This is a genomic window from Micromonospora haikouensis, assembly GCF_000876225.1.
Lineage (GTDB): Bacteria > Actinomycetota > Actinomycetes > Mycobacteriales > Micromonosporaceae > Micromonospora > Micromonospora haikouensis.
On sequence record NZ_JXSX01000001.1, the window covers coordinates 3,736,188 to 3,757,284 of the forward strand.

Consider the following 21,097-nt stretch of genomic DNA (forward strand, 5'->3'; position numbering starts at 1 on the left):
GCCCGGTGACCGATCCCGGGCTGCGGCAGTTGCTGGCCGGCCTGACCGCGGTCCGCGACGGCGACTTCGGCACCCGGCTGCCGGAGGACGGCGACGGCCTGCTCGGCGAGATCGCCACCGTCTTCAACGGCATGGTCGACCAGCTGTCGCTGTTCACCTCCGAGGTGACCCGGGTGGCCCGCGAGGTGGGCACCGAGGGTCAGCTCGGCGGGCAGGCCGAGGTGCCGGGCGTGTCGGGCACCTGGAAGGACCTCACGGACTCCGTCAACGCGATGGCCGGCAACCTCACCGACCAGGTCCGCGACATCGCCGAGGTGGCGACGGCGGTGGCGCGGGGCGACCTGTCGCAGAAGATCACCGTGGACGTGCGCGGCGAGATCCTGGAGCTGAAGGTCACGATCAACACGATGGTGGACCAGTTGTCGTCGTTCGCCGACGAGGTGACCCGGGTGGCCCGGGAGGTCGGCAGCGAGGGCCGCCTCGGCGGGCAGGCCGAGGTGCCCGGGGTGGCCGGCACCTGGCGGGACCTCACCGACTCGGTGAACTTCATGGCCGGCAACCTGACCAGCCAGGTCCGCAACATCGCGCAGGTGACCACGGCGGTGGCGCGGGGCGACCTGTCGCAGAAGATCACCGTGGACGCCCGGGGCGAGATCCTGGAGCTGAAGAGCACGATCAACACGATGGTGGACCAGTTGTCGTCGTTCGCCGACGAGGTGACCCGGGTCGCCCGGGAGGTCGGCACCGACGGCCGCCTCGGCGGGCAGGCGCAGGTCAGCGGCGTCGCCGGCACCTGGCGGGACCTGACGGACTCCGTCAACTCGATGGCCGGCAACCTCACCGACCAGGTCCGCAGCATCGCCCAGGTCGCCACGGCGGTGGCGCGGGGCGACCTGTCGCAGAAGATCACCGTCACCGCGCACGGCGAGATCCTGGAGCTGAAGAGCACGATCAACACGATGGTGGACCAGTTGTCGTCGTTCGCCGACGAGGTGACCCGGGTCGCCCGGGAGGTAGGCACCGAGGGCCGCCTCGGCGGGCAGGCCGACGTCAAGGGCGTCTCCGGCACCTGGAAGGACCTCACCGAGTCGGTGAACGTCATGGCCGACAACCTCACCGCCCAGGTGCGCAGCATCGCCGAGGTCACCACGGCCGTGGCCAAGGGCGACCTGACGCAGAAGATCCGGGTCGACGCCCGGGGCGAGATCCTGGCCCTGAAGGAGACCATCAACACGATGGTCGACCAGCTCTCCGCGTTCGCCGACGAGGTGACCCGGGTGGCCCGGGAGGTGGGCACGGAGGGGCGGCTCGGCGGGCAGGCCCGGGTGTCCAACGTCGGCGGCACCTGGAAGGACCTCACCGACAACGTCAACGAGATGGCCAACAACCTCACCAACCAGGTGCGCTCGATCGCGCTGGTGGCCACGGCCGTCGCGCAGGGCGACCTCAGCCGCAAGATCACGGTGGAGGCGAAGGGCGAGGTGGCCGTGCTCGCCCAGACCATCAACACGATGGTGGACACCCTCGGCGCGTTCGCCGACGAGGTGACCCGGGTGGCCCGGGAGGTGGGCACGGAGGGGCGGCTCGGCGGGCAGGCCCGGGTGCCCAACGTGGCCGGCACCTGGAAGGACCTCACCGACAACGTCAACTCGATGGCCAACAACCTCACCGGCCAGGTCCGCAACATCGCCCAGGTGACGACGGCCGTGGCCCAGGGCGACCTGACCCGCAAGATCGACGTGGACGCCCGGGGCGAGATCCTGGAGCTGAAGACGACCATCAACACGATGGTCGACCAGCTCTCGTCGTTCGCGGCCGAGGTGACCCGGGTGGCCCGCGAGGTGGGCAGCGAGGGCCGGCTCGGCGGGCAGGCCGAGGTCGAGGGCGTCTCCGGCACCTGGAAGCGGCTCACCGAGAACGTCAACGAGCTGGCCGGCAACCTCACCCGGCAGGTCCGCGCCATCGCCGAGGTGACCAGCGCGGTGGCCACCGGCGACCTGACCCGCTCGATCACCGTCGACGCCTCCGGCGAAGTGGCCGAGCTGAAGGACAACATCAACTCCATGGTGGAGTCGCTGCGCGAGACCACCCGGATGAACCAGGAGCAGGACTGGCTCAAGACCAACCTGGCCCGGATCTCCGGCCTCATGCAGGGCCACCGGGACCTGGAGGTCGTCGCAGGGCTGGTGATGGACGAGCTGGCGCCGCTCGTCTCCGCCCAGCTCGGCACGTTCCTGCTGGTCGAGGACGGCGCCGGGGAGCCCACCCTGCGGGTGGTCGGCGGGTACGGTCACCGCGCCTCCGGCCGCCGCTTCACCCTCGGCGACTCCCTCGTCGGGCAGGCCGCCGCGAGCCGGCGGGCCATCGTGGTCGACGCCGTGCCGGCCGACTACGTCACCGTCTCCTCCAGCCTCGGCGCGGCGGTGCCCCGGCACCTGGTGGTGCTGCCGATCCCGTTCGAGGACCAGGTGCTCGGGGTGATCGAGCTGGCCAGCATGAGCCGGTTCACCGAGACGCACCGCAACTTCCTCGACCAGTTGATGGAGACCATCGGCGTCAACGTCAACACCATCGTCGCCAACGCCCGCACCGACGTGCTGCTCACCGAGTCCCAGCGGCTCGCCGCCGAGCTGCGGGCCCGCTCCGAGGAGTTGCAGGCCCGCTCCGAGGAACTCCAGCGCTCCAACGCCGAACTGGAGGACAAGGCGGCGCTGCTGGCCCGGCAGAACCACGACATCGAGACCAAGAACTCGGAGATCGAGCAGGCCCGCCAGGAGCTGGAGGCCCGCGCCCAGCAGCTCGCGCTGGCCTCGAAGTACAAGTCGGAGTTCCTGGCCAACATGAGCCACGAGCTGCGTACGCCGCTGAACTCGCTGCTCATCCTGGCGCAGCTGCTGGCGCAGAACCCCAACCGCAACCTCACCGCCAAGCAGGTCGAGTACGCCACCGTCATCCACTCCGCCGGCACCGACCTGCTCCAGCTGATCAACGACATCCTCGACCTGTCCAAGGTCGAGGCGGGGAAGATGGACGTCAACCCGGAGACGTTCGCGCTGAGCGAGCTGCGCGACTACGTCGACGCGACGTTCCGGCCGCTGACCACGCCGCGTGGCCTGGAGCTGGACATCAGCACCGGCCCGGACGTGCCGCAGTGGCTGCACACCGACGAGCAGCGGCTGCGGCAGGTGCTGCGCAACCTCGTCTCCAACGCGGTCAAGTTCACCGAGCAGGGCCGGGTGCAGCTGCGCATCGAGCGGGCCCGCCCCGACGAACTGCCCGAGGGGTTCACCCCGGGGGAGACCGTGCTGGCGTTCCGGGTCGTCGACACCGGCATCGGCATCGCCGAGCAGCACCTCACCGCCATCTTCGACGCCTTCCAGCAGGCCGACGGCACCACCAGCCGCCGCTACGGCGGCACGGGGCTGGGCCTGTCCATCAGCCGGGAGATCGCCCACCTGCTCGGCGGCCGGATCACCGCCCGCAGCGTCCTCGGCCGGGGCAGCACCTTCACCCTCTACCTGCCGGCCACGCTCACCGGCCCGGTCGCCCCCGGGTCCCCGCCCGCGTCCCCCGCCCCGCCAGTCGCCGCGTCCTCCGCCGCGTCCCTCGCCGCCCTCGCCGGCCGCGCGGGGCTCGACCTGGCGGCGGGGCCGCACCCGGTCGCCGCGCCGGCCGGGGAGCCGCCGGCCGGGCCGCGGCGGGTCCTGGTCCTCGAACACCACGACAAGGGGCTGCTGACCATGCTGGTCCACGGCGTGACGGCCGGGCTGGCCGGTCCGCCGGTCGAGGTCGCCACCGCGCTGGACGCCCCCGCTGCGCTGGAGGCCGTGGCGCAGCACCGGCACCAGTGCCTGGTCGTCCACCTCGACCTGCCGGACGACAGCGGGGCGGTGCTCCTGCGGGCGCTGCACGACGCCCCCGCGCACCGGGGCGTGCCCGTGCTGGCGTACCACGCGCGCCCGCTGGCGGCCGGCCAGGAGGCGCTGCTGCGGGCGGTGGCCGGCGACCGTCCCCTGGAGATCCTCGGCAGCCTGGACGACCTGCGGGAGCGGATCGTCCTGCACCTGTCGGCGGACGCCGCCGGCCACGTGGTGCCCCTCGCCCGGCCCCTGCCTCCGGCCGCCGCACCCGGGGAGGGCTTCGGCGTCGGCCTCGCCGGCCGCAAGGTGCTGGTGGTCGACGACGACGCCCGCAACGTCTTCGCCCTGACCAACATCCTGGAACTGCACGGCCTCGACGTGGTCTACGCCGAGAACGGCCGCAAGGGCATCGAGACGCTGATGCGCCACGACGACATCGACCTCGTGCTGATGGACGTGATGATGCCCGAGATGGACGGGTACGCCGCCACCGCCGCGATCCGCGCCATGCCGCGCTACGCGGACCTGCCGATCATCGCCGTCACCGCCAAGGCGATGCGCGGCGACCGGGAGAAGAGCATCACCTCCGGTGCCAGCGACTACGTCACCAAGCCGGTGGACGCCGAGGACCTGCTGCACTGCATCCACCGCTGGCTCGACGGCTGACCACGCCCGGTGCTCCCGCCGCCGGGGGACGCCTGGCCGGGGGGCGCCGGGCAGTCGCCAGGCATGGCGAGAGCCCGTCCGGCGGGGCGCTGGGCCGGCGGTGGGTCGCGCGTGCGGGGTTGCGCGCCGGTTCGCCGACATGGCGGCATCCGGGCGCCGGGATACCGCCACCTCGCCGACATCCGCGCGATGCGACCCGGCCAACCCGTCGTACCTCACCGTCGCCCAGTTCGCCGCGCTCCGCGACCACCTTCCGCCCCACTGACTCTCCCGCCCGGTCAGTCGGAAACCGGACGCGCGACGAAGATGCAGCGCGGTGACGGCGTGGCTACCATGTGTCGACGCCTTCCGAGCAGAGAGGTCGGCCCGCGTGCGTTGTCCCGCTGTCCGCTCCGTCCCGGCCGTGGTGGCCGTGGCGTCGCGGCGTGCCGGGGTCCCGCCGAACCCGGGGGCGGCCCGACTGTGGCGGCGGGCCGGGCTGCTGCTGGCGGCGGTGGGCGCGGGCGTCGTCACGGCGGTCCTGTTCTCCGGCCCCGCGGCGGCAGACGAGGGCCCGGGGTCACCCCGCCACGCCGACCCGTCCGTCGGCGCTCTCGCCCCCGGCGACACCGACCGGGTGGGCCTCGCGTCGCGCGACGGGCCGCGTCCCGGTTCGTCCCTGCGGGATCCCGCGCGGCCCGACCGGGAGCGTCCCGGCCCGCTCCGGGGGGTGCTCCGGCCCCCGCCGACCCCGGTCCCGTCCACCCCCGGCCCGTCGAAGCCCGCCCCGGCCGATCCCGAGCCGTCCGCGCCGTCCGAGCCGGGTGCGCCCTCCGAGCCGGGTGAGCCGGGCAGACCGTCCGAGCCGGGTGCGCCCTCCGAGCCGGGTGCGCCGAGCAGGCCGTCCGAGCCGGGTGCGCCATCCGCGCCGTCCGGGGCTGTGCCACCCGGTCCGGCCGAGCCCGGTCCGGCCGAGCCCGGTCCGGCCGAGCCCGGGCCGGCGGCGGATCGGCCCGACGCCGTCGACCCCGTCCCCGGAGGCCCGGCTGGTCCGGGCACGTCGCCCGGCGGGGTGGCGGTCACGCCGGGCGGACCGGCCGCGCCGGACGCCGCACCACAGCACCCCGCCGTCCCGCCCGCCGGCTCGCTTCCCGCGCTGCCGTCCGGGGAGCCGGGGCGGGGCGGGGACGGGCGGCTCGCGCACTGCCTGCCGCACGTCGTCGGCGACCTGACGAGCTCCCTCGGCGCCCTGCTCGCCTCGACCCTCTCCGGGGTCAACCAGCATCTCGTGGCCCCGATCCTGGGCCTGGTGGGCAACCTGCTCTCGCCGGTGCTGCCGGTGCTTCCCCTGGTCCCGTCCGATCCCGCCGACCCGACGGGGTCGGCGCCGCCGCGCGCGGGGCCGACACCCGGGGACGGGCCGGTCGACCCGGTGGACGCCCCGGCGGTGGTACCCGGTGGTGAAGCGCCGTCCGCGTTCCCGCCCGTGCGGTCCGCCGTCGCGGCCGAGGCCCCGATCGGGACGTTCCTGGCCGCGTGGCCGGCCGTCCCCGCCGGTGCGTCGTCGGATTCGTCGTCCGGGTCCGTCCGGGCGGCGGCGGGGCCGACGTCGGCGGGTGGCCCGAGCCGACCCGTGTCGCCCACGGACGACCGCGCCGACGACCCGCGCACCGGGTCCGGGCCCACGCCCGCAGCGGCCGAGGCCCCGCGCTCGCCCGTGAGCGCGGTCGGCCGGCACCGCACCACCCTCCCGCCGGCCTCGGCCCACGGCCGGGCTCCGGGAGTCGCCGCCCGTCCCGGCTGAGTTCTCGGCAGGGCCCGTCCCGCGGTCGCCGGCTCTGTGCCGTGCCGCACCGCCGACGTGGCCGTACGGGGCCTGTGGGCGTCCACCAGGGACCGCCGCGGGCCGACGCTGCCCGTTCCGCGCACACCGACCCCGCCCCGCCCGCCCCGAGCCGGCGTGGCCGGGCCGGCGTGCCGCGTACCCGAGATCGGAGATCCGTGGTGATCCACGTCGTCGTGGCCGAGGACATGGGACTGCTGCGCAGCGCGCTGTGCGCCGCGCTGGCGAGCGAGGAGGACATCGAGGTGATCGCCGACGCCGCCGACGTCGGCGACCTGTGGGCGGTGCTGCGCCGGGAACGTCCCGACGTGCTGGTGCTGGACCTGAAGCCGGAGCTGCCCGAGTCGGCGGAGGTGGTGGCCAAGGTGGTCGCCGAGGCGCCGGGGACGGCCGTGCTGGCGATGAGCCACCGGTGGAGCCCACCGCTGGTGGAGGCGGCCCTGGCGGCCGGGGCGCGCGGGCTGGTCAGCAAGGACGTCGCGCTGCCGGAACTGGTCCGCGCCGTCCGCACGACCGCCGCCGGGGAACGGGTGATCGACCCGTCCGCCGCGGTCGCGGTGCTCAGCCCACCGGTCAACCCGCTCACCCGGCGGGAGCGGGAGGTGCTGCGGGAGGCGGCCGAGGGCGTACCGCTCAAGGAGATCGCCCGCCGGCTCTTCCTGGCCCACGGGACGGTGCGCAACCACCTGTCGGCCATCCTGCACAAGACGGGTGCCCGCAACCGGATGGAGGCGGTCCGCCTGGCGCAACGGGAGGGATGGTTGTAGACGTGCCGAACGGGGTACCGACGAAGCGATCCGGTACCCCGTTCGCTCGTCGAGCGATGCATAGTGATTCGTGTTTGAATTTTCACGATCTGTGATGCGCCGAGACGCCTGGGAGAGGTCCAACGTGATCCGTACCCTGCTCGCCCTGGACGGTGCCCTGGTCCGGGGCGCGTTGTCGCTCGTCCTCGCAGCCGAGGAGGACATCCACGTGGTGGGGGAGGTGGGCCGCGGCGACGCGGTCGACCAGGCCGTCCGTGCCGGCCGGCCGGACGTCGCCGTGGTGGATTTCGATCTGATCAACGAGGGCCGGGCGATGGTGGACCCGGCGACGGCACAGCCGTGTCCGCTGCTGGTGCTCGCCGATCCGCGCCGCGCCCGGGGCCTGCACGGGGTGTTCGCCCCGGGGCGCACCGTCGGCATCCTCGCCAGCGACGTGGCGCCGCAGCGGGTGGTCGACGGGGTCCGTCGCCTCGCCCGCCGGGAGTCGGTGGTCGACGCCGAACTCGTCATGGCGGCGCTCGCCGCCGACTGCCCGCTGACCGCCCGCGAGACCGAGGTGCTGCGGCTGACCGCCGCCGGCGCACCGGTCGCCGAGGTGGCGGGGTCGTTGCGGCTGTCCTGCGGCACCGTCCGCAACCACCTCGGGCGGATCGCCCGCAAGACCGGGGCCCGCACCCGGATCGAGGCGGTCCGGTTCGCCCGCGAGTCCGGCTGGATCTGAGGCACGCCGCCGGCCGGCCGGCGGCGGCCCGGGGCGGTCAGCTCCGGGCGGCGGCGGCCGGCCGGTCGTCCCAGTGGCCGACGAGCTCCCGGTACGTCGCCGACCGGGCCAGCAGCTCCTCGTGGGTGCCGATCACCGGCCGCGCCCCGTCGAGCACCAGCACCCGGCGGGCCCGGACGGCCGAGCTGATCCGGTGGGCGATCACCACCAGCGTGCCGGGTCGCCGGGCGAAGGCCTCCTCGACCCGCGCCTCGGTCGGCGGGTCCAGGTGGCAGGTCGCCTCGTCGAGGAGCACCAGCGGGGCGGGGGAGAGGTACGCCCGCACCGCGGCGATCAGCTGCCGTTCGCCGGCCGAGAGCGCCGCCGGCGTCACCTCCCCGGCCAGCCCGCCGAGCCGGGCGGCGAGCGGGCCCGCGCCGAGGGCGTCCAGGGCCGCCGCGACCGTGGCGTCGTCGGCGTCGGGCCGCAGGTAGCGCAGGTTGTCGGCGAGCGATCCCGTGAAGACGTACGCCTCCTGGGGCACCAGCACCCGCAGCCGGGCCTGTGCCTCCGGCGGGGCGTCGGCGACCGGGACCCCGCCGAGGCGGACGGTGCCGGCCTGCGGCGCGAGCAGCCCGGACAGCAGCGCGGCCAGGGTGGACTTGCCCGCCCCGCTGGGCCCCACCACGGCGAGGTGCTCCCCGGCGGCCAGCGTCACGCCTGCGTCGTCGAGCACCGGCCGCGCCGCGACGCCGTACCGGAAGGTCAGCCCCCGGGCGCAGACGGCGGGCGTCCCGGCGTCGGGCGGGACGGGCGCGGCGTCGGGCCGCCCCACGGGCGGCTCGCCCGCCTCGTCGGGGCAGGTCCGCAGGATGCGGTCGAGGGTGACCACGTAGCGCAGGCCGCCACCCCCGACGCCCTGCACCAGCGCGTGCAGGGCGGGCTGGAGGCCGGTGGAGACGTACACCAGGGCCCCGAGCACCGCCCCGGCGGTGAGGCCCCGGTCGACGAGCCAGGGCGCGGCGAGCAGCAGCACCGCCAGCGGCAGCCAGCCGCCGAGGCCGAGGCTGAGGCTGCGCACGGCGGCCATCCGGGCCAGCGTCCGCTCGGCGGCGGCCTGGTCGGTCACCCGCGCGCCCACGTCGGCGACGACCCGCCCGGCCGCGCCGCAGGCCCGTACGTCCCGGTGCCCGGCCAGCGCGGCGGAGGCGGCCCGGCCCAGCTCCTCCCCGGCGCGCACGTACCGGCGCTGCTGCCCCGCCATGGCCGGGAGCGCGGCGAGGAACACGACCACCCCCGCGACGAGGGGCGCGGCCACCAGCGCCGCGACCACCGGGTCGAGGGCGAGCAGCCCGATCAGGGCCGCGCCGGCGGCGAATAGGAACCCCCGGGTCACCATGAGCAGGCCGGCGAAGGTGTCGCGGACCAGCTCCACCTGGTGGGTGAGCCGGGCCGCGGCGGCGCTGTCCGGGCGACCGCCGGGCCGGGTCGCGTCGTGCAGGGCGGCCCGGACCACCCGGGCGGCGAGGTCGTCGCGGAACGGTTCGACCACCGCGCCGAGGCTGCGGTACGTCCGGCCGGTCGCCACCGCCCCGACGAGCGTCGCCGCGCCCAGCGCCGCCAGCCAGCCGAGCCCCGCGCCGAGCCGACCGGCCAGGAAGCCCTCGTCGACGGCCCGCGCCACCAGGGCGCCCGACAGCAGCGCCGGCAGCGCCTCCACGGCCGACCAGCCGGCCAGCCGCGCCACGGCCGCGCGCCGCGCGCGCAGCGCCGCCCACGTCGCCCGTCCCACCCCGGACGTGCCCCCGGCGGCGCGGCCCCGCGCGCTCACCCGGCCTCCCCGTCCGCGCGGAAGACCGCCCGGTAGGCCGGGTCCGCCCAGAGCCGGGCGTGCGGGGCGACGGCGCGCAGCCGGCCGCCGTCGAGCCACGCCACCAGGTCGGCCGCCGCCGCCGTGGCGGCCCGGTGGGTGACCACGAGGCGGGTACGCCCGCCCGGCCGTCCCGTCACCGCCCGGGAGATCCGGTGCTCGGTGACGGTGTCCAGGCTGGACGTGGCGTCGTCGAGGATCAGCAGCCGCCGTGCACCGGCGAACGCCCGGGCCAGCCCGAGGCGCTGCGCCTCGCCGCCGGAGAACGGCGCGTCGGCCAGCGGGGTGCGGAATCCCTGCGGCAGCCGGGCGACGACGTCGTCCACGGCCGCCGCCTCGGCGGCCCGCCGCACGGCGACCGTCGCGGGGGAGCCGTCGGCCGGGGGCGCGGCCTGCTGCGGGGGCAGCGCGAGGCCGACCGCGTCGTGCACGGTCGCGCCGACCAGGGCGGGGCGGTCGAAGGCGTACCCGACGGCGCGGCGCAGTTCGGCCGGGTCGAGCCGGGGCAGCGGCACCCCGTCGAGCCGCACCTGACCGGCGTCGGGGTCGTGCAGCCGGCCGGCGACGGCGGCGAGGGTGGACTTGCCGGCACCGGAGGGGCCGACCACCGCCACCGTCGCGCCGGCCGGCACGTCCAGGTCGACGCCGTCGAGGACGGGGCGGCCGTCGTCGCCGTGCACGGTCACGCCGTGCAGCCGCAGCGCCCCCGCGCCCGGCGGCAGCGGGGCGTCGCCGTCGGCCGGTGCCGGCAGGGCCAGCAGCTCGCCGACCCGGGCGGCACCGGAGCGGCTGCGCACGAGCCGGTTCAGGGTGGCCAGCACCGCACCCAGCCCGGCCCCGGTCGCCGCGTAGCGGACCGCCGAGACGAGCTGCCCGGGGGTGAGCCAGCCGGCCGTCAGGGCGTACCCGCCGACGGCGACCACGGCCAGTTGCAGCAGCGGCGCCACGGCGGCCGTGCGGGCGCTGGCCCGGGCCAGCAGCTCCCAGCCGCGCCGGCCGTGCCCGCCCAGCTCCGGCAGGGCCGCGAGCACCCGCGCCTGCTCCCGCCGCCGGGTCCCGGCGGCGGCGATGGTCCGCGCGCCCGCGAGCGACTCCAGCAGCCGGCCGGCGATCCGGTTCAGGGCCTTCTGGTAGCCGGCGGTGGCCGCCGACGCGTCGGTGACGAACGCGCGCATCAGGCCACCGAGCAGCAGGAGGCCGGCGAGCAGGGTGACCCCCAGCGCCGGCTCGATCAGGGTGAGCGCGACGACGCTGCCCAGCGGGGGCAGCAGCGCGATCGCGCCCAGCACGACGGTGTTGCCGGCCTGACCGGCGTCGGCGGCCTGCCCGACCAGCCGGCCCACCAGGTCGCCGACCGGATACCGGCGGGCGGCGCGCACGTCGAGGGCGAACAGGTGCCGCAGAAGCCGGCCGCGCAGCCGGGCGGTGGCGCGGGCGGCACCGTAGCCGGCGGCCAGGTCGCCGAGGGTGTCGGTGGTGACGAGCACGGCGACCAGGGCACAGACGGCCACCGGCCACCAGCGGCTGCCGCCGGTCAGGGCGGCGTCGACGGCGAGCCCGAGCGCCGCCGGCAGCAGCAGCTCGGCGACGGCACCGGTCAGGGTGACCGCGCCCAGCGCCCAGGCCCAGCCCCCGGCGTCGCGGGCGGCCTGGCGGAACGGCCCGTCGCCCCTGCGCATCGGCGCCTCCCCGCGAAACGGCGGGCGGCCCCGGGTGGACACGTCTGTCCACCCGGGGCGCCGCGGAACGGTCTGGGTCAGTTGCAGGTGGTGACGGAGAGGCCGCTGTCGCCGCAGAGCAGCAGGCTCGCGCTGGAGCCGCCGCCGGTGCGGTCGGCCGGGGCCATCTCGAGGCCCTGCAGGTCGAGGAGCGCCATGTCGATCAGTCCTTTCGGGGGGTGGTGCGGTGGATGGGGTCAGTTGCAGGTGGTGACGGAGAGGCCGCTGTCGCCGCAGAGCAGCAGGCTCGCCCTGGAGTCGCCGCTGGTGCGGTCGGCCGGGGCCATCTCGAGGCCCTGGAGGTCCAGGAGTGCCATGTCGAATCACCTCCTCCCGTCGGTTGGCGGGTCGTGGTCGCCCCCGCCGCTGCGGGGGAGTTCGGGCGCGCCGGCCAGCGGCGCGAGGAAGGGCAGGGTCGCCGGCTCGTCGTGCCGCGCGCAGGCCAGCGCGAGCAGCACCCCGGCGGCGCCGGTGCCCAGGTCCATGGAGAGGCGCAGCAGCTGCTCGCCGGGGAAGGCGGTCCCGCCGCCGTACGGCAGGGCGTGCCAGCCGAGCCGGCGCAGCTGCGCGTCCAGCTCCCGGCGGCTGTCCGCGTCGGGCAGCGTCGCCAGGTACGCGATGATCCCGGCCCGCCCGGCGAAGAGGCCGGACTGGGCGTAGAACGGGGACCGGGCGGCCCGGCGTGCCCCGGCGCTGGCCTCGGCGAAGCGCTCGTCGGCGCGGTGGCGCAGGTACTGGTCGAGCACCAGGCCGATGCCGACGCCGCCCTGCCCGAGGTACGGCATGGTGCGCCAGCCCTCGTTGACCTCCAGCGCCCCGTTCGGGCGGAGCACGCACCGGCGCAGGTCCTGCCGCAGCGCGGTGGCGGCGTGCTCCAGCAGCGCCGGGTCGCCGGTCAGCTCGTGCATCCGCACCAGCAGCAGCGCCGCCCCGGTGCGCCCGCGCAGCAGCCCCGCGTACGGGTGCCGGCCGCCGCTGATGTCCGGGCCGGGGTCGTCGCCGAGCCGGTCGAGCACGGCGGCGGTGATCTCGTCGGCGGCGTCGCGCAGCGCGGTCTCCCCGGTGCGTCCGGCCAGCTCGGCGAGGTTCAGGGCGATGCCGGACAGCCCGTTGGCCAGGCTCAGGTCCAGCTCGGCCCACGGCTGGCGCAGGCAGACGTCGAGGACGTCGAGGGCGTCGGCACGCCGGCCCAGGTGTTCCAGCGCGTAGGCCACCCCGTGCAGGCCGTCGTAGAAGCCGATCCGGGTGCCCGACGCCGGGGCGGTGGCCCGCCGCACGAGCCACTGTTCGTGCTCGGGGAACCGGCCCGCGCCGCTGACGGCGAGGGCGTGCAGCACCCCGGCCGCGCCGTGGGCCAGGTTGAGCCCGCCGCTGCGGAACTGCTCGATGTCGCCGGGGAAGAGCCGGTCGTCGCGCTGTGGCGTGGCGCTGGCGAGGATCGCGGTGGTGATCCGCCGGCGCGTGCCGGGCCAGTCGCCGGTCACGTCGATGGTGTCGCCGCCCTCCGTCTGGTCGCGGCCGGTGGCGGTGTCCCCGTCGCCGCCGGTGTCCTCCCGTCGGGCGGTGCCGGTGATCTCGGCGACCGCCTCGGCCAGCCACTCGCGGGGCACCGGGAAGTTCTCGGCGACGACGTCGGCGAGGCGGGCGGCCTTGCCCGGGGCGAGCCGGACGAGCTGGGTCAGCGGGAGGAACAGCGCCAGGCGCAGGCAGGCCAGCGCGTACCGGTCGACGGCGGGGCCGGTCCGGTCGTTCGGCGCGGCGAACCCCTGGTTGCGCAGGCCGGGGCGGCGGTGCCCCTCGATCGGGGCGGTGACCTCGAAGTCGACCAAAGCCACCCGGTCGTCGGGGCGGACCATGATGTTGAACAGGTGCAGGTCGCCGTAGACGAGGCCGCGCTCGTGGATCGCGGCGACGATCGCCTCGACCTGCGTCAGGACGTCGCGCGCCCAGCGGGCGTACTCGGCCCGGTCGGTGGCGGTGGCGTCGGCGTCGATCAGCGGGTACTTCTCGACGACCACCTTGTTCAGCGACCGGCCCTCGACGAACTCCAGGGCCAGGAACCGGTGGTCGCCGATGGCGAACTCGTCGTGCACGGCGGGCACCTGGGGCAGGTCGGCGAGCCGGCGCAGCGCGGCGGCCTCCCGGGCGAGCCGGGCCACCGCGTCGTTGCCGTCGGCGTCGAGGCCGGCGTGCGGGCGGGCCTCCTTGAGCACCACCTTGGCGTCGGTGCGCAGGTCCCGGCCCACGTACAGGCCGCCGCCGTTGGAGAAGTGGATGACCTTCTCGATCTTGTACGGCACCTCGGTGGTGCTGGTGGCGTTGCGGGCGGCCAGGTGCGGGGCCAGGAAGTCCGGCAGCGGCACCCAGTCGGGCAGGTGGAACACCGGGTCGCGGCGGTCGGGCACGAGCGTGCCGGAGGCGTCGGCGATCGCGGGGACGACCTGGCCGTCGGGGGAGAGGCAGTAGCGGCGGGCGAATCCGCCGTAGCGCACGTGCACCGGCCCGGCGCCGTAGCGCAGGTCGCTGAGGATGTACGGCCCGGCCTCACCGGCGAGCAGCGCGTCGAGCTCCTTGCAGGCCAGTTCCAGCTCGGCGGTGTCGTGCGGGTAGATGGTGACGAACTTGCCGCTGGCCGACCGCGAGGCGTACTTCGAATTGCGCAGCAGCAGGGTGCGCGGCCCGCGCAGGAACTTGAACGACAGCCCGCGCGGCACGCAGTAGTCCCACACCGCGTCGAGCACCCGCTCGGCGTTGTCGAGGGTCGCCGACACGTGGATCTTCCAGCCCTGCTGGGGCAGCGAGCCGCCCTCCGGGGCGTGGATCAGCCAGTCGTCGAGCGACTCGCGACGCCAGCCGGCCGGCACGTCCCGCTCGGTGGCGGCGAACGCCGGCTGCGCGACCGCGCTGCCCAGCGAGTCGTAGAAGAGCCGGTCCGCGGCGCAGTAGTTGTCGTAGCGCTCGTCCACCGTGGCCCCCTCCGCGATCTCGGCCGGTTCCGTTGCCCGGCGACGGATATGAGTCTCGTGGACCGGACCCGCCCGCTCCCAGTGCAGTAAGTCATGACCATGGATGCGGGCCGCACGGTCCGCGATGACAAAAGTCACCGGCGACCCGTGCCGCCTCGAAAGAAAGAACCGGCCGACGCCGCGGGGGCGTCGGCCGGTTCCGGGAAACCGCGGGCCGGTCAGTCGGTGGCGTGCCGCTGCGCCCGGTAGCGGGCGATCAGGGCGCGGGTCGACGAGTCCAGCCCGGACAGGTCGGCGTCGCCGCCGGTGAGCAGCGGCGCGAGCTGGTTGGCCATCACCTTGCCCAGCTCCACCCCCCACTGGTCGAACGGGTTGATGTCCCAGATCGCGCCCTCGGTGAACACGATGTGCTCGTAGAGCGCGATGAGCTGGCCGAGCACCGCCGGGGTCAGCTCGGCGGCGACGATCGAGGTGGTCGGGTGGTTGCCCGGCATCACCTTGTGCTCCGCCAGCTCCGCCGGGGTGCCCTCGGCCTCCACCTGCTCCCGGGTGCGCCCGAACGCCAGCGCGGCGGTCTGCGCGAAGAAGTTCGACATGAACAGGTCGTGCATGTCGCCCAGGTCGTGCCGGGGCCGGCTGAACCCGATGAAGTCCGCCGGCACCAGCCGGGTCCCCTGGTGGATGAGCTGGTAGAAGGCGTGCTGACCGTTGGTGCCGGGCTCGCCCCAGAAGATCTCCCCGGTGTCGTACGACACGCGCGTGCCGTCCAGCGTCACCGACTTGCCGTTGCTCTCCATCGTCAGCTGCTGCAGGTACGCCGGGAACCGGTGCAGGTACTGCGAGTACGGCAGCACGGCGTGGGTCTGCGCGCCCAGGAAGTTGGTGTACCACACGTTGAGCAGCCCGAGCAGCGCCGGCACGTTGCGCTCCACCGGCGTGGTGCGGAAGTGCTCGTCGACGGCGTGGTAGCCGGCCAGCAGCTCCCGGAACCGCGCCGGCCCCACCGCCAGCATCACGGACAGCCCGACGGCCGAGGGCAGCGAGTAGCGCCCGCCCACCCAGTCCCAGAAGCCGAACATGTTCGCCGGGTCGATGCCGAAGTCGCGTACCCGCTGCTCGTTGGTGCTGACCGCGACGAAGTGCCGGGCCACCGCCGAGGCGTCGCCGCCCAGGCCGGCGAGCAGCCAGTCGCGGGCCTGCCGCGCGTTGGCCAGGGTCTCCTGGGTGGAGAACGTCTTCGACACCACCACGAACAGGGTGCTCGCCGGGTCCAGGTCGGCCGTCGCCTCGGCGATGTCGGTCGGGTCGATGTTGGAGACGAACCGGCAGGTGATCCCCGCGTCCCGGTACGCCTTCAGCGCCTCGTACGCCATCACCGGCCCGAGGTCGGAACCGCCGATGCCGATGTTGACCACCGTGCGGATCCGCTCACCGGTGTGCCCGACCCACTCGCCGGAGCGGACCCGGTCGGCGAACGCCGCCATCCGGTCCAGCACCGCGTGCACGTCGGCCACCACGTCGCGGCCGTCCACGGTCAGCGCCGCGCCCGCCGGGGCGCGCAGCGCGGTGTGCAGCACCGCCCGGTCCTCCGTGGTGTTGATGTGCTCCCCGGCGAACATGGCCGCGATCCGGTCGGTCAGCCGGGCCCGCCGCGCCAGGGCGGCGAGCAGGGTCAACGTCTCGTCGGTCACCAGGTTCTTGCTGTAGTCGACGTGCAGGTCCGCCAGCTCGCCGGCCAACCGCTCACCGCGGTCCGGGTCGGCGGCGAACAGGTCGCGCAGGTGCGCGTCCCGCAGCTTCTCCGCGTGCGCCGCCAGCGCCCGCCACTCGTCGGTGGTGGTGATCTCCTCGGCCATTCCGGCTCTCCTCCCGCACCTGCTCACAACCGTTGCGCGGCCGTAACCGTACTGCGTGCGCCCGGCCGCCCGGGCCAGCCTGCCACCAGCCGGGACGTGTCGCACCCCCGGCGCGCGCATCGCCGCCGCCCGTCCGGCCCGGCGGCGAACCTGTCGTACCCCGGGGGCATGATCTTTCCCAGGACGGGCGCTGCGGGGCCCGGTTCCGGTGGGCCACCGTGCTCCGCCATCCCCCTGTCGTCGTGCGCCGGCCCACGGCCGGCGCCCCAGTCGGCGCGCCCGCGGGCGCACCGGTTACGGAGGTCGCAGTGCCCCAGACGCAGCACGCACCGTGGGAGCGGCGCAGCCTCGCGCCGGTGCTGCCCGCGGTGCGTCCCCGCAAGCTGGCGAAGGTCCCCTTCGTCGAGCTGGCGGACGGCCGGTTGCAGGGGGTGGTGTCCAGCGGCTCCGACATCGAGCGGGTCTACGTCTCCTCGATCGCCGCCGGCAGCCACGCCTTCCACTGCTCCACCAACAACAACCGGCCCTGCGGCGGCCTGCGCGGCGCGCCCTGCAAGCACCTGCACGCCCTGCTCGACGAGGCCGTCCTGCAGTACGGCGTCGCCCGCGTCAGCCGCTACCTGCGCATCGACGCGCCCGACGGGGCACAGACCGGCGGCGACCTGCTCCGGGGGATCGACGGCCACCACGAGCCCACCCCGGCGGCGGTCGTGTTCAGCCGGTTCCTGCGCCACCTGGCCTACCTGGAGCTGCCGGTGGCCGACGGGCCGCTGCCCGAGCTGCACTGGTTCCCGGCGACCGGGGCGGGCCGCTGATGCGCGGGGCCCAGCTCACCGCGCTGGTCGACGCCGCGCCGGCCGGCGTCGACGCGGCCCTCGACGTGGTCGCCGGCCTCGACGACGCCCTGGTCGCCGGCCTGGCCCGCCCCGGCGAGGCGCAGCTCGCCGGGCTCGGCGACGTCGCCACCGCCCTGGCGGTCACCCCGCTGGGCGGCCGGGTCGCCGAGGCGGTCGCGCAGGTCACCGCCGGGGCGCCCGCCGCCGAGCACCTCGCCGCCCTGGCCGGGGCCCGCGCCGCCCTGCTCGGCGCGGCCCACGACGCCCTGCTCGCCGCCGCCGACGCCGCGCTCGGCCGGGAGCGCGCCGCGCTGCCCGCCCCGGCGGCCGCGCCGCTGCCGGACGGGGCCGCCGCCCCGCTGGCCGCCGCCCGCTCCTGGCTGACCGAGCTGGCCATCACCGGCTGGCGCGGGGTCGGCCACGACCTGGCCGCGGCCGGGGGCCGGCCGGTCGAGGCGACCCTCGCCGTCGCACCGCTGCGCCGCCTCGCCGTGCTCCTCGACGGCCTGGCCGGCGAGCTGGCCGCGTCCTGCCCGGTGGCCACCATGCCGGCGGTGCCGGCCCGGCGCTGGGCCGACCTGTGGGCCCGCGCCGTGCTGCTCGCCCAGGACACCGCCGGCGTGGCCGACCCGGCCGCCGCCGAGCGGGTCTCCGGCCGGCTGCTGGTGCTCGGCGTCGACGTGCACGAGCACGCCACCGCCGTCCAGGTGCAGGTGCACGGCGTCCTCGAACCGTCCGGCGGCGCCCCGGCGCGGCTGGTCCGCACCGCCGTCGCCGCGACGAAGGCCGACACGATCGTCGGCCCGGCGCTGTGGCGGCTGCTCGCCGACCACCCCGTCCTGCTGGCCGCGCTGGCCGAGCGCCGGGCCCTGGAGGTGACTGACCTGCCGCTGGCCGGCGGCGACCTGTGGTGGCGCGACGGGCAGGCCCGCGCCGGCGAGCCCGCCGACCCGTTCGCCACCGCCCGGGTGCTGCTGCCCGCCGCGCTGGCCGCGCCGACGCCGCCGCTGGACCGGCACCCCGTTGCGGTCGCCGAGCCGGTGCTGCTGGAGGGCTACGCGGTCGACACCGCCGGCGACGACGTCCGGTTCACCATCGACGGGGCGAGCGTCGCGGTCGACGTCGACCGGCTGCCGACCTGCGGCCCGCTCACCCCCGCCCTGGTCGCCGCCTCGACGGCCTGCCTGGGCCTGCTGCGCTGGGACGCCGGCCGGTGGACGGTGCAGCCGCTGGCCGTGCAGAGCACCGTCAAGCGGGCCGCCGTCGCCGCGCACACCGGCGACTGGGCGCAGGGCCCCACCGACGCGAAGGTCGCCAAGGCCGAGGCGAAGGCCGGCGACTCCGTCGCCGTGCTGCGGGAACGCGCGGGACGGCTGCTGCGCCGATGACCACGACCCCCGACACCCCGCAGGGCACGCCCGCTCCCGGGCCCGGCGACGCCGCGGCGGGCCTGCCCGCTTCCGGGCCGGGCGACGCCGCGCGCCCGCCCGTGAACCCCGACGCCAACCGCCGGCAGGTGCTCTACTGGCGGCTGCTGGCCCGGCTCTTCGACCCCGAGGAGCAGCCGGCGCTGGAGGCGGCGAGCGTCGCCGTCGTCGACGACCTCGGCCTGCCGGCCGCGCTGCTGGACCCGTCGGTCTCCGTCGACACCGTCGTGCAGCGCTTCCCCGACCTGGCCGGCGAGCTGACCGGCCTGCTCACCCCGCCCGAGCCCTCGCCTGGTCCCGAGCCTGCGGCGGGTGAGGGGGCCGCCCCGCCCGCGGATGAGGCGGTGCCACCGGGCGACGGGCCCGCCCCGCCGGCCGGCGACGCGGAGGTGCGCCGGGCCGCGCTGGTGTCGAAGCTGCTGCTCAACGTGTTCGCCACCGGCGGCGGCAGCGTCAGCGCCACCCAGCTCGCCCGGTGGCAGTCCGACGCCGGCTGGTTCGAGCGGGCGCTCGGCTGCGAGCCCGGCGAACTGCGCCGGCAGGCCGGCAACGGGCGCGACGGCGGCGGCCTCGGCGGGGTGCTGGCCGGCCTGGAGGGCGACCTCGTGCGCCGGATGCACCTGCGCGAGGTCCTCGCCGACCCGAAGCTGGCCGCGAAGCTCACCCCGAGCATGTCGCTGATCGAGCAGCTGCTGCGCGACAAGTCGAACCTGTCCGGGGTGGCGCTGGCCAACGCCAAGGCGCTGATCCGCCGGTACGTCGACGAGGTCGCCGAGGTGCTGCGCACCCAGGTCGAACAGACCAGCGTCGGCACGATCGACCGGTCGGTGCCGCCGAAGCGGGTGTTCCGCAACCTCGACCTGGACCGCACGATCTGGAAGAACCTCACCAACTGGAGCCCGGAGGACCAGCGCCTCTACGTCGACCGGCTCTTCTACCGGCAGACCGCCCGGCGCACCACCCCGGCCCGGCTGATCGTGGTCGTCGACCAGTCCGGCTCGATGGTCGACTCGATGGTCAACTGCACGATCCTGGCGTCCATCTTCGCCGGCCTGCCCAAGGTCGACGTGCACCTCATCGCGTACGACACCCGGGCGCTGGACCTGACCCCGTGGGTGCACGACCCGTTCGAGGTGCTGCTGCGCACCAAGCTCGGCGGCGGCAACGACGGCCCGGTGGCGATGGCCATGGCCCGGCCGAAGATCACCGAGCCGCGCAACACCGTGCTCGTCTGGATCTCCGACTTCTACGAGTTCGACCGCTCCCAGCCGCTGTTCGACGGCATCGAGGCGGTGCACCGCTCCGGGGTGAAGTTCATCCCGGTCGGCTCGGTCAACAGCTCCGGCACCCAGATCGTCAACCCCTGGTTCCGGCAGCGCTTCAAGGACCTGGGCACCCCGGTCATCTCCGGCCACATCCGCAAGCTCGTCTTCGAGCTGAAGAACTTCCTCACCTAGGAGACCCCTGACATGTCCGAGATGTTGCGCGCCCCCGCCGAGGTCACGTTCGCCGAGGAGCTGGCCTGGCTGGAGTCGGTCGACACCGACCCGAAGCCGTTCTCGTGGCGGCTGAGCCCCCGGATGGTGCGGCTGTTCGTCCTCGGCTCCGAGCGGGCCGACGGCCTCGACCGGGAGGTCGCCCAGAAGTGGTTCGGCGACCGCAGCTTCGTCGAACGCGCCATCGTCACCCTCGCCTCCGACCGGGGCCTGCTGCTCATCGGCGACCCGGGCACCGGCAAGAGCTGGCTCGCCGAGCTGCTCGCCGCCGCGATCTGCGGCAACTCCACCCTCGTGGTGCAGGGCACCGCCGGCACCACCGAGGACCACATCAAATACTCGTGGAACGTCTCCATGGTCATCGCCAGGGGGCAGTCCCGCGAGTCGATGATCCCGTCGCCCATCATGACCGCGATGGAGCAGGGCGTCATCGGCCGCTTCGAGGAGCTGACCCGTTCCACCAGCGACGTGCAGGACGCCCTGATCTCCATCCTGTCCGAGAAGTACGTCGCCATCCCCGAGCTGGACGCCGACAACATCGTCTTCGCCAGGCCCGGCTTCTCGATCATCGCCACCGCCAACAGCCGCGACCGGGGCGTCAACGACCTCTCCTCGGCGCTGAAGCGGCGGTTCAACTTCGTCCGCATCCCCGTGGTGACCAACAAGCGCAGCGAGGCGGAGATCGTCCGGTTCCGCACCGAGGAACTGCTGCGCCGGCACCGCATCGAGCTGGACGTCCCGCCCACCCTGCTGGACATCCTGCTGCAGAGCTTCGCCGACCTGCGGGCCGCCGCCGCGTCGGCGACCAGCGACGACGAGAAGCTGGAGTCGGCGCTGTCCACCGCCGAGCAGATCGGCGTGCTGGAGGACGCCATCCTGCACAGCCAGTTCTTCGGCGACCGCACCCTGCGCGCCGAGACCCTCGCCGGCTCGCTGGTCGGCTCGCTGGCCCGGCGCAGCCCGGAGGACCTGGCGATCCTCAACAAATACCTGCACGGCGTGGTGGAGCCCCGGGCCAAGGCCGACGGCGGCCCGTGGGAGGGCTTCCTCGACGGCGGCCGCCAGGCGATCGCCACCCTGTCGTGACCGGCCCGACGACCACCCCGCCCGGCG

General features: G+C 75.5%; 14 protein-coding genes. 8 read left to right on the plus strand and 6 right to left on the minus strand.

Annotation, left to right across the window (positions count from 1 at the left end):
* Positions 1-5: 5 nt before the first annotated feature.
* The 4 genes from TK50_RS15300 (at position 6) to TK50_RS15315 (ending at position 7,836) form a co-directional block, all read left to right on the plus strand.
* Positions 6-4,526, plus strand: a complete 4,521-nt coding sequence (locus tag TK50_RS15300) for a HAMP domain-containing protein (RefSeq protein ID WP_229406377.1) — start codon at positions 6-8, stop codon at positions 4,524-4,526.
* A 1,051-nt stretch (positions 4,527-5,577) separates the two neighbouring features.
* Positions 5,578-6,309: a hypothetical protein gene (locus TK50_RS33710; RefSeq protein WP_144420250.1), complete on the plus strand. Its 732-nt coding sequence runs from the start codon at positions 5,578-5,580 to the stop codon at positions 6,307-6,309.
* A 200-nt stretch (positions 6,310-6,509) separates the two neighbouring features.
* Positions 6,510-7,115: a response regulator transcription factor gene (locus tag TK50_RS15310; protein ID WP_043964638.1), complete on the plus strand. Its 606-nt coding sequence runs from the start codon at positions 6,510-6,512 to the stop codon at positions 7,113-7,115.
* Positions 7,116-7,239: 124 nt separating this feature from the next.
* Entirely contained in the window at positions 7,240-7,836 is a 597-nt protein-coding gene (locus TK50_RS15315) for a response regulator transcription factor (RefSeq protein WP_043964639.1), read from the plus strand.
* A 37-nt stretch (positions 7,837-7,873) separates the two neighbouring features.
* Here TK50_RS15315 and TK50_RS15320 read toward each other — a convergent pair whose 3' ends face one another.
* The 6 genes from TK50_RS15320 to pgi form a co-directional block, all read right to left on the minus strand.
* Positions 7,874-9,646 carry an ATP-binding cassette domain-containing protein gene (locus TK50_RS15320; protein WP_082106333.1) on the minus strand — a complete coding sequence of 591 codons (1,773 nt, stop codon included), beginning with the start codon at positions 9,644-9,646 and terminating at the stop codon, positions 7,874-7,876.
* The gene (locus TK50_RS15325) at positions 9,643-11,364 is read right to left on the minus strand and encodes an ATP-binding cassette domain-containing protein (protein ID WP_043963345.1); all 1,722 of its coding nucleotides are present in this window, start codon (positions 11,362-11,364) and stop codon (positions 9,643-9,645) included. The genes TK50_RS15320 and TK50_RS15325 overlap by 4 nt, the downstream gene beginning before the upstream one ends.
* A gap of 77 nt (positions 11,365-11,441) precedes the next feature.
* On the minus strand, positions 11,442-11,561 hold the full coding sequence (locus TK50_RS15330; RefSeq protein WP_043963346.1) for a SapB/AmfS family lanthipeptide: 120 nt from the start codon (positions 11,559-11,561) through the stop codon (positions 11,442-11,444).
* A 39-nt stretch (positions 11,562-11,600) separates the two neighbouring features.
* Complete coding sequence (locus tag TK50_RS15335) at positions 11,601-11,720, minus strand: SapB/AmfS family lanthipeptide (protein ID WP_043963347.1); 120 nt, start codon at positions 11,718-11,720, stop codon at positions 11,601-11,603.
* A 6-nt stretch (positions 11,721-11,726) separates the two neighbouring features.
* Entirely contained in the window at positions 11,727-14,369 is a 2,643-nt protein-coding gene (gene lanKC, locus TK50_RS15340) for a class III lanthionine synthetase LanKC (protein WP_043963348.1), read from the minus strand.
* Between the two features lie 218 nt (positions 14,370-14,587).
* Positions 14,588-16,225, minus strand: coding sequence for a glucose-6-phosphate isomerase (gene pgi / locus TK50_RS15345; RefSeq protein WP_043963349.1), 1,638 nt, complete (start codon positions 16,223-16,225; stop codon positions 14,588-14,590).
* Between the two features lie 308 nt (positions 16,226-16,533).
* Here pgi and TK50_RS15350 point away from each other — a divergent pair, with 308 nt between their 5' ends.
* The 4 genes from TK50_RS15350 to TK50_RS15365 are packed head-to-tail and all read left to right on the plus strand — an operon-like array spanning position 16,534 to position 21,070.
* Positions 16,534-17,040: a hypothetical protein gene (locus TK50_RS15350; RefSeq protein WP_043963350.1), complete on the plus strand. Its 507-nt coding sequence runs from the start codon at positions 16,534-16,536 to the stop codon at positions 17,038-17,040.
* Positions 17,040-18,449: a hypothetical protein gene (locus TK50_RS15355; protein ID WP_043963351.1), complete on the plus strand. Its 1,410-nt coding sequence runs from the start codon at positions 17,040-17,042 to the stop codon at positions 18,447-18,449. The genes TK50_RS15350 and TK50_RS15355 overlap by 1 nt, the downstream gene beginning before the upstream one ends.
* Positions 18,446-19,945: a VWA domain-containing protein gene (locus TK50_RS15360; RefSeq protein ID WP_082106334.1), complete on the plus strand. Its 1,500-nt coding sequence runs from the start codon at positions 18,446-18,448 to the stop codon at positions 19,943-19,945. Before TK50_RS15355 ends, TK50_RS15360 begins: the two co-directional genes overlap by 4 nt.
* A 12-nt stretch (positions 19,946-19,957) precedes the next feature.
* On the plus strand, positions 19,958-21,070 hold the full coding sequence (locus tag TK50_RS15365; RefSeq protein ID WP_043963352.1) for an ATP-binding protein: 1,113 nt from the start codon (positions 19,958-19,960) through the stop codon (positions 21,068-21,070).
* Positions 21,071-21,097: the final 27 nt, after the last annotated feature.